General features: G+C 63.6%; 12 protein-coding genes and 1 tRNA gene. 7 read left to right on the top strand and 6 right to left on the bottom strand.

Going from position 1 to position 12,870, the window contains the following annotated elements; all coding sequences use genetic code 11:
- A partial coding sequence (locus tag BMW66_RS18815; RefSeq protein WP_139196153.1) for an integrase core domain-containing protein occupies positions 1 to 336 on the top strand: 336 nt, incomplete at its 5' end.
- A 197-nt stretch (positions 337 to 533) separates the two neighbouring features.
- On the opposite strand, the gene BMW66_RS18820 is transcribed toward BMW66_RS18815, so the two are convergent.
- From BMW66_RS18820 to BMW66_RS18830, 3 genes are all read right to left on the bottom strand, one after another.
- Positions 534 to 620: transfer RNA gene (locus BMW66_RS18820), tRNA-Leu, on the bottom strand.
- A 98-nt stretch (positions 621 to 718) separates the two neighbouring features.
- Positions 719 to 2,320, bottom strand: a complete 1,602-nt coding sequence (locus BMW66_RS18825; protein ID WP_093120676.1) for a peptidoglycan-binding domain-containing protein — start codon at positions 2,318 to 2,320, stop codon at positions 719 to 721.
- Positions 2,321 to 2,495: 175 nt separating this feature from the next.
- Positions 2,496 to 2,999: a DUF2306 domain-containing protein gene (locus BMW66_RS18830; RefSeq protein ID WP_093120677.1), complete on the bottom strand. Its 504-nt coding sequence runs from the start codon at positions 2,997 to 2,999 to the stop codon at positions 2,496 to 2,498.
- Between the two features lie 172 nt (positions 3,000 to 3,171).
- On the opposite strand from BMW66_RS18830, the gene BMW66_RS18835 reads away from it, so the two are divergent.
- The 5 genes from BMW66_RS18835 to BMW66_RS18855 all read left to right on the top strand — a co-directional run bounded on the left by BMW66_RS18835 (position 3,172) and on the right by BMW66_RS18855 (position 7,802).
- On the top strand, positions 3,172 to 3,876 hold the full coding sequence (locus BMW66_RS18835) for a LytTR family DNA-binding domain-containing protein (RefSeq protein ID WP_139196284.1): 705 nt from the start codon (positions 3,172 to 3,174) through the stop codon (positions 3,874 to 3,876).
- A 60-nt stretch (positions 3,877 to 3,936) separates the two neighbouring features.
- Positions 3,937 to 4,611: a lipoyl(octanoyl) transferase LipB gene (gene lipB / locus BMW66_RS18840; RefSeq protein WP_093120679.1), complete on the top strand. Its 675-nt coding sequence runs from the start codon at positions 3,937 to 3,939 to the stop codon at positions 4,609 to 4,611.
- 241 nt (positions 4,612 to 4,852) lie between these two features.
- On the top strand, positions 4,853 to 5,266 hold the full coding sequence (locus tag BMW66_RS18845; protein WP_093120681.1) for a c-type cytochrome: 414 nt from the start codon (positions 4,853 to 4,855) through the stop codon (positions 5,264 to 5,266).
- Between the two features lie 254 nt (positions 5,267 to 5,520).
- Entirely contained in the window at positions 5,521 to 7,191 is a 1,671-nt protein-coding gene (ctaD, locus tag BMW66_RS18850; RefSeq protein ID WP_093120682.1) for a cytochrome c oxidase subunit I, read from the top strand.
- Positions 7,192 to 7,316: 125 nt separating this feature from the next.
- Entirely contained in the window at positions 7,317 to 7,802 is a 486-nt protein-coding gene (locus tag BMW66_RS18855) for a DUF2244 domain-containing protein (protein ID WP_093120683.1), read from the top strand.
- A gap of 12 nt (positions 7,803 to 7,814) precedes the next feature.
- Here BMW66_RS18855 and BMW66_RS18860 read toward each other — a convergent pair whose 3' ends face one another.
- Complete coding sequence (locus BMW66_RS18860; protein ID WP_093120686.1) at positions 7,815 to 8,888, bottom strand: Mrp/NBP35 family ATP-binding protein; 1,074 nt, start codon at positions 8,886 to 8,888, stop codon at positions 7,815 to 7,817.
- A 259-nt stretch (positions 8,889 to 9,147) separates the two neighbouring features.
- Between BMW66_RS18860 and BMW66_RS18865 the strand changes: the two genes are divergently transcribed.
- A complete protein-coding gene (locus tag BMW66_RS18865) occupies positions 9,148 to 9,363 on the top strand; it encodes a DUF1127 domain-containing protein (protein ID WP_093120684.1) in 216 nt (71 codons plus the stop codon).
- Positions 9,364 to 9,937: 574 nt separating this feature from the next.
- Here the strand turns inward: BMW66_RS18865 and BMW66_RS18870 are convergent.
- Both BMW66_RS18870 and BMW66_RS18875 read right to left on the bottom strand, forming a co-directional pair.
- Entirely contained in the window at positions 9,938 to 12,280 is a 2,343-nt protein-coding gene (locus tag BMW66_RS18870) for an ATP-dependent helicase (RefSeq protein ID WP_093120685.1), read from the bottom strand.
- A gap of 271 nt (positions 12,281 to 12,551) precedes the next feature.
- Positions 12,552 to 12,870: transposase (locus BMW66_RS18875; RefSeq protein WP_139196130.1), on the bottom strand; the 319-nt coding region annotated here is incomplete at its 5' end.

A 12,870-nucleotide genomic window follows, 5' to 3' on the forward strand; every position in this document is an offset into this window, starting at 1 on the left:
CTGCGAAAACGCGCCGCCACTGGAAACCACGAGTTCGACCGGCTCTGCGCCGATCTCGGTATCGAGCACCGCCTTGCCCCACCGATGCGGCCACAGACCAACGGAATGGTGGAGCGCTTCAACGGCCGGATCGAAGATGTCCTGCAGAGCCACCGGTTCCGCAGCGGAGAAGACCTGGAACAGACCATCCTTCGCTATGTCCGGCTCTATAATGGCCAGCTCCCGCAATCAGTGCTCAAGGGCCGAACGCCCATCGACGCGCTCAAGGACTGGCATCGCCAGAAACCAGAAATCTTCAAGAAACGACCGTATAATCACGCGGGATGTGACACCTAGTCAACCACGACGCCAATCGATCACTTCTCCAAACCGATCGTTCGAGGATACTGTGGCGAAAGTCGGCTCCCGCCCATTTCACTGACTTAAGCGAGTAAGGTCATCGCATCATGGAAGCTCGAAAGGTGGTCATTTGGGTGAATATACCGATCGAATTCAGCTATTTTATTGTTTTTCTTATATATTATTCTGAAAAATGGTGCGGTCGAGAAGACTCGAACTTCCACGGGAGTTACCCCACAGCGACCTCAACGCTGCGCGTCTACCAATTCCGCCACGACCGCACTGTCTGACTTGGTGAGGGGCGATATAGACGAGCCGTCCGGGGATGTGAAGGGGCAATTTCGCCCCTTCAGCAAGGAATTTCCCGAAGGCGCCCGCCTTACTCCAGCGAGAAGCTGGGCAGCGTGGAGGACGCCGGCTCCGGCTTCACATCCGCCGACGTGTCTCCGCCCAGCCGCGTCGCCGCGGCCCGCAGAAGCGCCGCCCGCTCCGGCTGACCGGGGGCGAACACCGGCTCGGCCCCGCGATCCAGCGCGCCGACCGCGATCATGTACCAGTCCTGGGCCAGATCGGCGTTGGTGGTCGCGCCGAACCCCTGTGACAGGTGGTGGCCGACAAGTTCGGCATAGGGCTTGTCACCCGTCCCCACCAGCAGCAGGGCAGAGCCCAGCGCCACGTCCATGTCATCCCGGCGATAGCCCGAGAACAGGCAGATCTTCGCCGTATCGCTCAGTTGCGACAGCGACATGTCCGATTGCAGGGCAAACTTCTGCACTTGCGCGGTCATCTGCGCCGCGCTCTCGTCGCCCAACCGCGCGACATAGGGCGCCAGCGCCGGGCCGAAGGCGTCGCATTGCGCATCCACCTGCGCCGCGCTCACGCCCTGCACCTTGGTCACCATGTCCTCTCCGGTGCCGATGGCATAGGTCCGGGTCAGGCAGAACTGCTCGCTCAGCGCGAAATCGGGATCGTTCAGCGTGGCCTTGGTGACAAATCCGCCGTTGGAGTTGGTCAGAAGGCTCACCTTGCTGCAATGGCTGGCCAGCGACGGCGCGGGCTTGTCCTTGCCGCTCAGCGCGAAGGGCTGAATCTTCACCGGCTCCTGCTGCCCTGCCTCGGCAGAGGCGGTTTGCGTTTGGGGCTGCTGTGCCTGCGGCTCCGCGCTGGCCTCCATCGTCGCATTCTCATTCATCCGGCATGATCCCTGATGACAGGAGAACACCGCCGGTTTCGCCTCATGCGTCAGGAAATCGTTGCGCTTGTAGCCATCGGGGCTGGAGGCGAAGACAAGCACCGAACAGCTTTGCTCGCCGCACCAGAACTGGCTTCCGGTGACAGAGGTGTCGAGGATATAGTCGGTTTTCCCGTCCCCGTTCAGATCGGCAAGCTGCACGAAGCCCGACCGCTGCAAAAGCTGCTCGGCGCTCGGGTCGGAACTGTCGGCGATCTCGTCCACCGCGGCCGAAACCGGCTCGGGCATCCCGTTATAGGTGGTGGTGCGGGTGCGAATCCCCGACGAATCGCCGTGCCATTTCTGCAAAAGAGAGCGCACCCCCTGCGGATCGGACTGCATCGCCTTGACGACCTCCGGTCCTCCGATCTGCGCGCGGTTGTGCGACGAGACGATGAAATCGCGCTGATAATCCGACAGCCGCCCGGTGGCCGGCCAGCCCATGAACGCCTGATAGCGCGAGATGGCCGAACGTGTCCGGCTGCCCGGAATGCCGTCGGGCGTGCCCGCGTTGAAGCCGAAGTAATTCAGCGAGGATTGCGTTTCGCGATGATAGGCCCGCGTGGCCGAAGGTTGAACCACCACCGTGCGCGTGCGTGTGCGCCGGTTCTTGTTGGCCTCGTTCATGATCACCCCGCCGATCACCCCGCCGACGATCGCCGCGCCAAGGTTGTCGGCTTGCGCCGCCCCCGTGGCCGATGTGGTGACAAATGCCGCCAGAAAGACGGACTTAAGCGACTTTGAAAACATCGCGTGCACTCCCCGTTGTTCAAATTCATTTCGACCAGTCTAGCAAGAAATTCCCCGCTGACGCGAGCAAAACCGTGAAAAAGCAACAAATCGGGTGAAACTGCGGGGCGCCGGCGACAGCCGCCGGCCCCCTCCGGAGACCGGGCCGCCCCGTCTGAGCGGCCCGCATGGGGCGTCACCCGCCCTTTGTGGCGGACCGCGGGAGCGGCAGTTCCCCGCGATAGGCGCGCCAGACCCCGAAGATCAAGACCACGGCGGCGACCGCGAACGCGGCCCAGGGCGCGCCGGGCGACAGTATCTCGCTCATCAGGCGGCCGGGCAGCAGGGTGAACAGGCCCGCGACCCCCATCGCGCCGAAATACAGCCCGCGCATGTGTTGGGCATGCTCTGCGACCTTGCGCTTGCGGATCAGGCTGACCCCGTGCCAAAGACCGTAAAGCGTGACAGGCACAAGGATATGAATCGGAGAGAACGGTCCAACGACCCGGATGGTGAAGATGAACGCCGCCGAGACCGCCGTGAGCGCCATGGCGAGCACCCAGCTCCGTCCGGCCCAGCGATGCCATCGGCCCTTGCGGCGGCTGAAAAGCGCGACAGGTCCGATCACCAGCGCATAGATTGCGCAAACGGTGTGAAACTGGATAATGAACGGGGCATGAAGAAATGGATCAAGGGTCATGCGAAACCTCCTACAGTTCGGAATGCGACAGGGGGCGCCTGCATGGTCCTTTGCCACGTCTCAAGGACCGATACGCGAATGACGGAGCAAATCACGTGACCGCCACCCCCCCCCGCAATCGGCGCTTCGCGAGTTGCGGGACGGAATACGGGCGCATTTCGCCAGCCGCTTCGTGCTGCTGGCCCTTATCGGCGTGTCGATCCTTCTGGGCGTGTCCGGACCGTTCGGCACGATCGACACCCTGCCCGCCTTGCCGCGCATGGCGTATTGGGCGCTGGTCGCATGGCTGACCTATAGCCTTGGGGCGGCGGTGTTCATCGCGGCCTTCCCCGAGAACGCCCCGCCGCAACCAGCACGTATCGCGGTGGCGGTGCTAGGGATCGGTCTGGGCTGCACCGTGATCCTGCTGGCGCTCAACCTGCTGTTTCTGGGCCGTGCGGTCGACGGAGCGGCGGGCATCCTGCGGCTTGCGGGGATCTGTGTTCTGGTGTCAGGCGTCGTGACCGGGCTGATGCTGGTCTCTCGCGGCACTGTCATGGCAGAGGCGTCCACCACGTCCACGCCCCCGATCCTGCGTCGCCTGCCGCTCGACAAGCGCGGCGCGCTTGTCTCTCTGGCGGTGCGCGATCACTATGTCGAGGTGACGACGACAAAGGGGCGCGAAATGCTGCTGATGCGCCTGCGCGACGCCATCGCCGAGACGGCCCCCGCCGAAGGGATGCAGGTGCACCGCTCCTACTGGGTGGCGCTGCCCGAGGTGCGCGCGGTCAGGCGGCGGGGTGACGGCGCGCTCGTGACCACCTCGCGGGGCGACGCGCTGCCCGTCAGCCGAAGCTACATGCCCGCGATCCGCGAGGCGGGCCTGCTGCCCGGCTGAGGCGCTTGCGGACCGCCGTGACGCGGGGCATAACCACGGCGAGAACGCGAAAGGCGCGCGATGACGGACTGGATCATCTCGGACGGGCTGACCGATTACGACGAGGCCTGCGCCTGGATGGAGGCGCGCGCCATCGCCATCGCCGCGGGCGAGGCCGGGGAATGCGTCTGGCTGGTGGAGCATCCGCCGCTTTATACCGCCGGGACGAGCGCGAAGCCCGCCGACCTGACCGACCCGGACCGCTTTCCGGTGCATGAGAGCAAACGCGGCGGGCAGTATACCTATCACGGCCCCGGGCAGCGCGTGGCCTATGTCATGCTCGATGTCGGGCGGCGCGGGCGCGACGTGCGCCGCTTCGTTCATCAGTTGGAGACATGGGTGATCGCCACGCTGGACCGCTTCAATGTGCGCGGCGAACTGCGCGAGGGCCGGGTCGGCGTCTGGGTCGTGCGCGGGGACAAGCCGCCCGGCCCGACCGGCGCACCGGCCGAGGACAAGATCGCCGCCATCGGCATCCGCCTGCGCAAATGGGTGAGCTTTCACGGCATCTCGATCAACGTGGAGCCGGAGCTGGAGCATTTTTCCGGCATCGTGCCCTGCGGCATCACCGACCACGGGGTGACGAGCCTTGTGGATCTGGGCCTGCCGGTCACGATGGCCGATCTCGATGTCGCCCTGCGCCAGACTTTCGACGAGATCTTCGCGCCGCTTCCGGACCCCGCGCCGGACCGTTAACGACATCTCACCGCGCGCCGGGTTAACCGGGGCACTCGCGGTCGGCGGCACCGACGCGATACCGACGTTTTACCGACAGGGTGCAGACAACGGGTTTGCCCTGTTCATCAACGGCGCAAGGGTGATTCGCCCGACACCGAGCCGGCGGATCGTCGCACCGCGTTGATTTGCCCGTTGATCCGGTTAACGTAATGAACGATCCTGCACGGCACGCAAACTGCAATCAAACAAGAGGCCCCTGATGAAGACCATACTCGCAGCCACCGCCACGCTGGCCTTCGCCCTGCCCGCCTTCGCCCAGGGCGACGCGGAAGAAGGGGAAAGCGAATTCCGCAAGTGCAAATCCTGCCACATGATCGAGTCGCCCGAAGGCGAAACCATCGTCCGCGGCGGCCGCACCGGCCCCAACCTCTACGGGATCATCGGCCAGCAGGCCGGCACTGTCGAAGACTTCCGCTATTCCAACGCCCTTGAAGAGGCCGGGGAAAACGGCCTCGTCTGGGACGAGGAGAATCTGGCCGAGTATGTGGCCGATCCGCGCGCCTTTCTGAAGGAACTGGGCACCGACGGGCGCACGAAGATGACCTTCAAGCTGCGCGACGGCGGCGACGATGTGGCCGCCTACCTGGCCACATTCTCTTCGGAAGAAGAATAAAGCCAAGCTTTTTCAATAGGATGACGGGCGCGGATCAAACCGCGCCCGTTGTGTTTTCCGCCCCCGGCCAGCACGATCCAGCCGCCGCGCGACCTGTCAAGGCGACCCTCGCATATTCCGGATGCGGCATTTTTTCTTGATCTGCGTCAAATACGGACATTGCCGCGCCCCGCCCATCCCTCTAAAACATCTCATGAACCGGGGCACATGTATGGCCTCATGAGCCCTTTGAACACACCAGCAGGAGGCAACGCATGGCAGACGCAGCCATTCACAGCCACGATCACGAGGACGAGCGGGGGTTCTTCACCCGCTGGTTCATGTCCACCAATCACAAGGATATCGGTCTTCTCTATCTGATCGTGTCCGCCTTTGTCGGCCTGATCGCCGTCATCTTCACCATCTTCATGCGGCTGGAGCTGATGGAGCCGGGCGTGCAGTATATGTGCCTTGAAGGGTTCCACCTCTTCACGACACCCGACACCTGCACCCCGAACGGGCACCTGTGGAACGTGCTGGTCACCTATCATGGTGTGCTCATGATGTTCTTCGTCGTGATCCCCGCGCTTTTCGGTGGGTTCGGCAACTATATCATGCCCCTTCAGATCGGCGCGCCGGACATGGCGTTCCCGCGCATGAACAACCTGAGCTTCTGGCTCTATGTCGCGGGCACCTCGCTGGGCGTCGCCTCGCTCTTTGCGCCGGGCGGCAACGGGCAGCTCGGCTCCGGCGTGGGCTGGGTCCTCTACCCGCCGCTCTCCACCAACGAGGCCGGCATGTCGATGGATCTTGCGATCTTCGCCGTCCACGTCTCGGGCGCAAGCTCCATCCTCGGCGCGATCAACATGATTACCACCTTCCTGAACATGCGCGCGCCGGGCATGACCCTGTTCAAGGTGCCTCTGTTCGCCTGGTCGATTTTCGTCACCGCATGGCTCATCCTGCTGGCCCTGCCGGTGCTCGCCGGCGCGATCACGATGCTGCTCACCGACCGGAATTTCGGCACCACCTTCTTCGATCCCGCCGGTGGCGGCGATCCGGTGCTTTATCAACACATCCTGTGGTTCTTCGGCCACCCGGAGGTGTATATCGTGATTTTGCCCGGGTTCGGCATCATCTCTCACGTCATCGCCACCTTCTCGCGCAAGCCGATCTTCGGCTACCTGCCGATGGTCTGGGCGCTGATCGCGATTGGCGCGCTCGGCTTCGTCGTCTGGGCGCACCACATGTATACGGCGGGAATGTCGCTGACACAGCAGTCCTACTTCATGCTGGCGACAATGGTCATCGCGGTGCCCACGGGGATAAAGATCTTCTCGTGGATCGCGACCATGTGGGGCGGCTCGATCGAGTTCAAGACGCCGATGCTCTGGGCGTGCGGTTTTGTGTTCCTCTTCACCATCGGTGGTGTGACCGGCATCGTGCTGAGCCAGGCCAGCGTGGACCGCGCCTATCATGACACCTATTATGTCGTGGCGCATTTCCACTACGTGATGAGCATCGGTGCCGCCTTCGCGATCTTTGCGGGGATCTACTTCTACTTCGGCAAGATGACCGGGCGGCATCTTCCGGAATGGGCGGGCAAACTGCATTTCTGGGCGATGTTCATCGGCGTGAACCTGACCTTCTTCCCGCAGCACTTCCTTGGCCGTCAGGGCATGCCACGGCGCTATATCGACTACCCAGAGGCCTTCGCGTACTGGAACTGGTGGTCGACGGTCGGGGCTTTGATTTCCTTTGCGTCCTTCGTGTTCTTCTTTGGCGTCGTCTTTTACGCGCTGTTCCGCGGCGCCAAGGTGACCGAGAACAACTACTGGAACGAATACGCGGATACGTTGGAATGGACCCTGCCCAGCCCGCCACCGGAGCATACGTTCGAAACGCTCCCCAAGCAGGAAGACTGGGACAAGGGCCACGCGCACTAAGGTGCCGACGCCTCCAAAGCTGACAAGAGGCCCCGGTGAACCCGCCGGGGCCTTTTTCTTGACCGCGCTCCATTCGCTCGAAGGAAACGACCCCGGGCATCGCCCCACTCGCACCGGATGACCCCATGCCCTACCACTGGACCGAAAACCCGCCTGACGCGGGGGCCGTACTGACCCTCTGGCCCTACCGCTCCCTGCCGCACAAGGGATTCGCGGTGGTCATTCTTGTGACCTTCGTGGTGATCACCATTCCGCTTTACCCGTTGCTGGGCACTGCGCTGGTCTGGGGGATGCTGCCGTTCATGCTGGCGGGGGTGGCCGGACTGTGGTGGGGGCTGCGACGCAGCTACCGCGACGGCACCACGCTGGAGGAACTGACGCGCGCGGGGGACATTCTCACGCTGATCCACACCCCCGCACGCGGCGCGCCGCAAAGCTGGGAGTGCAATATCTACTGGGCAAAGGCCGAACTGCATGACAATGGCGGGCCGGTGCCTTTCTACATCACGCTGTCAGGCAATGGCCGCACGGTGGAGATTGGCCGTTTTCTGTCAGAGGATGAGCGCAAGGCGCTTTTCGCGGAGCTGTCGGACTACCTTCGCAAAGGATGACGCAGACCCGCTTCAGGCCATCCCGCCCTTGACCAGCCCGGCGGCAATGCGCGCATAGGCTTCGGCCGCCGGCCCATCGCCGGCGGCGATCGGCGTGCCGCTGTCGCCCGCAAGCCGGGTGTCGAGGTCGATCGGCAGCGCGCCCAGAAGCGGAACGCCCATCTTCTCGGCCTCCGCCGCAACGCCGCCATGCCCGAACAGATGCGCCTCATGCCCGCATTCGGGACAGATATAGGTGGACATGTTCTCGATCAGCCCAAGCACCGGCGTCTTGAGCATCTCGAACATGTTGATCGCCTTGCGCGCATCCAGAAGCGCCACATCCTGCGGCGTGGACACGACAATCGCCCCGCTCAGCTCGGATTTCTGGCACAGCGTGAGCTGCACATCCCCCGTGCCCGGCGGCAGATCGACGATCAGCACGTCAAGCTCGCCCCATTCCACCTGACCCAGCATCTGCTGCAACGCCCCCATGAGCATCGGACCGCGCCAGACCACCGCCTGATCGGGGTCGAGCATGAAGCCGATCGACATGATCGTGACGCCATGCGCGTGCAGCGGGATGATCGTCTTTCCGTCTGGCGAGGCCGGGCGCTTGTTCACGCCCATCATGCGCGGCTGCGAGGGCCCGTAGATGTCCGCATCCAGAAGCCCCACGCGCCGCCCCTGCCTCGCCAACGCGACGGCGAGGTTGCTGGACACCGTGGATTTACCCACGCCCCCCTTGCCCGAGGCGATGGCAAGGATGCGATCCACCCCGGCGGGTTTCATCGGCCCCTGCTGCGGCTTGGGATGACCGCCAACCTTCAGGCTCGGCGCGGGTTTCTGCGGGGAGGCGGGGCCATGCGCCGTCAGCGCCACCGACACCGACTCCACCCCCTCAAGGGCCGCCACGGTCGATTCAGCAGCCTTGCGGAGCGGCTCCATCTGCTGGGCGATCTCCGGTGACGGGGCCTCGATCACGAATCGAACCTGCCCGCCATCGACGCTCAGCGCGCGCACCATGTCACGCCCGATCAGGTCGCCGCCATCGGGCAGCGCCAATTGTGCAAGGGCGTCGCGAATCTGTGCCTCGGTCACCGCCATGTCATCCTCCTGAATCGACTGTCTCATACCTGACAACTCTGTGCCGATCCACAAGAGGCTGTTCAAGAATTGCCCGGTTTCAGTGCAGGAATACCAACCGGGCGATCAAAAATTAGGTCAGCATACGCTATTCATTTTCTGCATAGCGGCATTGCTCAGGAGTTCATTGTGCAGGTGCAGCATCCGCCTATATGAGTTTCATAACAGCGCGACACAGGACGTGCACATCAGACACACGAGAACGACAAGGAATACGAACATGGCACTGGCAACTCAACACAGCTTTGCACGCACCGGGCTCGGCGCCTGGATGGCGGCGACGGTTGCTGCGGTCACGGACACCCTTCGCAAGCGTCATGCCTTTCGCAAGACGGTAACCGAGCTCAGCGCACTTTCGGATCGCGAACTGGCCGATCTCGGCCTGAATCGCTCTGCGATCCGCTCGGTGGCCTATCAGGCCGCCTACGCGAACTAAGACACCAGTTCTGGAAAGCCTCTCCTCCCTTTGGCTTTCCGAACACAGCGGCGGCGCTTCTCCTCCCCTTGACGCCGCCGCAAGGACACCGGGCCAAACGGCCCGAACGAGATGCAGACGGTCCTCTCCTCCTCCCTGGGCCGGATGCAGACTAGGCCGGCGGCGCTCTCCTCCTCCCTGCGTCGCCGGTCAGACTTTCCGGGCCGAAAGGCCCGAACAAGATGCAGACGGTCCTCTCCTCCTCCCTGGGCCGGGTGCAAACTAGGTCGGCGGCGCTCTCCTCCTCCCTGCGTCGTCGGCCGGATTTTCCGGGCCGAAAGGCCCGAACAAGATGCAGACGGTCCTCTCCTCCTCCCTGGGCCGGGTGCAGACTAGGCCGGCGGCGCTCTCCTCCTCCCTGCGTCGTCGGCCGGATTTTCCGGGCCAAACGGCCCGAACAAGACGCAGACGGTCCTTTCCTCCTCCCTGGGCCGGATGCCAACAAGAACGGCGGCGCCCTCCTCCTCCCTGGCGTCGTCGTTTTTTTTTGTTTCCGGCACAGTGCCGCGCACCGAATCCAGCAATCGGGAGACGCTCAGAAGGGAATATCGTCCGGGCTTGTCAGGAACCTTGCCACGACCTTCTTCGTGCTGGCCTTTTCGAAATCGACCTCGACCTTGTCGCCCTCGATGGCCGTCACCGCGCCATAGCCGAATTTCTGATGAAACACGCGTTCGCCCACGGTAAAGCTCGACACCGCGTCAAGGTCGATCACCGTGGTGCGGCTCTCTCGGGGCTGGCTGGTGCCCCACTCTCGGGCGCGGGCCTGCATCCGCCGCCATCCCGGGGAGTTATAGGCATCCGCCTGCGCCGCGCGCGCTTCGATCCCGGCAGAGGGGCGCGCCGCACCATATCCGCCGCCATAAAGCCCCGGCGGCGTGAGCACCTCGACATGCTCTTCGGGCAATTCGTCGATGAACCGCGAGGGCATCTGCGATTGCCACTGCCCGAACACCCGCCGGTTGCCCGCGAATGAAATCGTGCAAAGCTCCTCGGCGCGCGTGATCCCGACATAGGCAAGGCGGCGTTCCTCCTCCAGCCCCTTGAGGCCAGTCTCGTCCATGGACCGCTGCGAGGGGAAAAGCCCGTCCTCCCACCCCGGAAGAAACACGGCCGGAAACTCCAGCCCCTTGGCGGCATGAAGCGTCATGATCGACACTTTCGCGCCGCCGTCGTCGCTTTCATTGTCCATGATCAGGCTGACATGTTCGAGGAACCCTTGCAGATTCTCGAACTGCTCCAGCGCCTTGACCAGTTCCTTGAGGTTTTCGAGCCGCCCCGGCGCCTCCGGCGTCTTGTCATTCTGCCACATCGCGGTATAGCCGGATTCGTCGAGGATGATCTCGGCCAGTTCCATATGGGTCAGATCGGCATCGCCCGTCATCCGGCCCCAGCGATCGATCCCGTTCAGAAGCTGCGCCAGTTCGGTCGCCCCCTTGCCGCCCAGCCCCTTCTTGGCCAGCAGCATCCGCGCGCCCTGCACAAGCGGCACGCCATGCGCGCGCGCCGTGGTCTGGATCTTCTGCTGCGCGACATTGCCAAGCCCGCGCTTGGGCGTGTTCACGATCCGCTCGAACGCCAGATCGTCATCCGGGCTGACCACGACGCGGAAATAGGCCATCGCGTCGCGAATCTCCAGCCGCTCATAGAAACGCGGGCCGCCGATCACGCGATACGGCAGGCCGATGGTCAGGAACCGATCCTCGAAGGCGCGCATCTGATGGGAGGCGCGCACCAGAATCGCCATTTCGTCAAGGCTCATGGGGCGCACACCGCGGGTGCCGCCCTGCAATGATTCGATCTCTTCCCCGATCCAGCGCGCCTCTTCCTCTCCATCCCAATGGCCGATCAGGCGCAGCTTCTCGCCCTCTTCCGCCTCGGTCCAGAGCGTCTTGCCAAGCCGCCCCTCGTTGCCGCGAATGACATTCGACGCGGCGGCAAGAATATGCGGGGTGGACCGGTAGTTCTGTTCCAGCCGCACCACCTTGGCGCCGGGAAAATCCTTCTCGAATCGCAGGATGTTGCCCACCTCTGCGCCCCGCCAGCCATAGATCGACTGATCGTCGTCGCCCACGCAGCAGATATTGCGGTGCCCGCCCGCCAGAAGCCGCAGCCACAGGTATTGCGCCACGTTGGTGTCCTGATACTCGTCCACCAGCACATAGCGGAACCAGCGCTGATATTGCTCAAGCACATCGGGGTGCGTCTGGAAAATCACCACCATGTGCAGCAAAAGATCACCGAAATCCACCGCGTTCAACTCGCGCAGGCGGGTCTGATACTGCCGGTAAATCTCGCCGCCCCGGTGGTTGTAGGCGCCCGCATCGGCGGCGGGCAGCTTCTCGGGCGTGAGCGCGCGGTTCTTCCAGCCGTCGATCAGCGCCGCGATCTGCCGCGCGGGCCAGCGTTTTTCGTCGATATGTTCCGCCGCGATCAACTGCTTGAGAAGGCGGATCTGGTCGTCACGGTCCAGAATGGTGAAATTGGACTTCAGCCCCACCAGCTCGGCATGCCGCCGCAACAGCTTCACGCAGATGGCGTGAAACGTGCCCAGCCACGGCATCCCCTCGATCGACTGGCCCAGCATCGCGCCCACGCGGTTTTTCATCTCGCGCGCGGCCTTGTTGGTGAAGGTCACGGAAAGGATCTCGTTGGACCGGGCGCGCCCGGTGTTGAGCAGATGCACGATCCGCGCGGTGAGCGCCTTTGTCTTGCCGGTGCCCGCCCCGGCCAGCATCAGCACCGGCCCGTCGAGCGCCTCCACCGCCTCGCGCTGCGCGGGGTTGAGATCGTCGAGATAGGGGGCCGGACGCGCGGCCATCGCGCGCGCGGCCAGTGAGGCGCCCTCGAAGGCGTCGTTTTCGTCGAAACTGCTCATGTCCCGCAATCTAGCGCGTTGCGCCGGCGAACGAAAGACACGTTCCCATAATGTTCCGCGCTTTCCGCCACCGTGTTCCGCCGGGAGATCGTCGCGCCAGTTTTCTGGCATCACAGCACACCGCCCGTGTCGTATCCGCCTGCGAACGTGCCGTTTCACGCGGGCGACATGGGCTTGAAACCGGCCATAAGCCTGATTGATAGCGCTCACCCGGTATTGCGCTGCACTGCGGCAATACCTTAGAGTCTGATTCAAAACTATCTGAGCATTATTAATCCCTTGCGAGATGGCGTGTGACGCGTCGAATGTGGGCGATTGTGATCCACGCCTCTGCGCTGGCGATGGATTTTTCCCAATCTTTTGACAGGCGGCGGCATCGGCCCAGCCAAGCAAGGGTGCGCTCGACCACCCATCGGTGTGGCAGAACCTCGAACCCGTCGGCGGTGTCGGAGCGTTTGACGATCTGGACGCTCCAACGTCCGATGGCTTTCAGCGCATCGCGCAGTTTGGGTCCTGCATAACCGCCATCCGCAAAGACATGGCGCAGCATGGGGGAGCGCGATGCAACGGCTCTCAACACATCCGGCGCG

Source organism: Salinihabitans flavidus (genome assembly GCF_900110425.1).
Classification (GTDB): Bacteria; Pseudomonadota; Alphaproteobacteria; order Rhodobacterales; family Rhodobacteraceae; genus Salinihabitans; species Salinihabitans flavidus.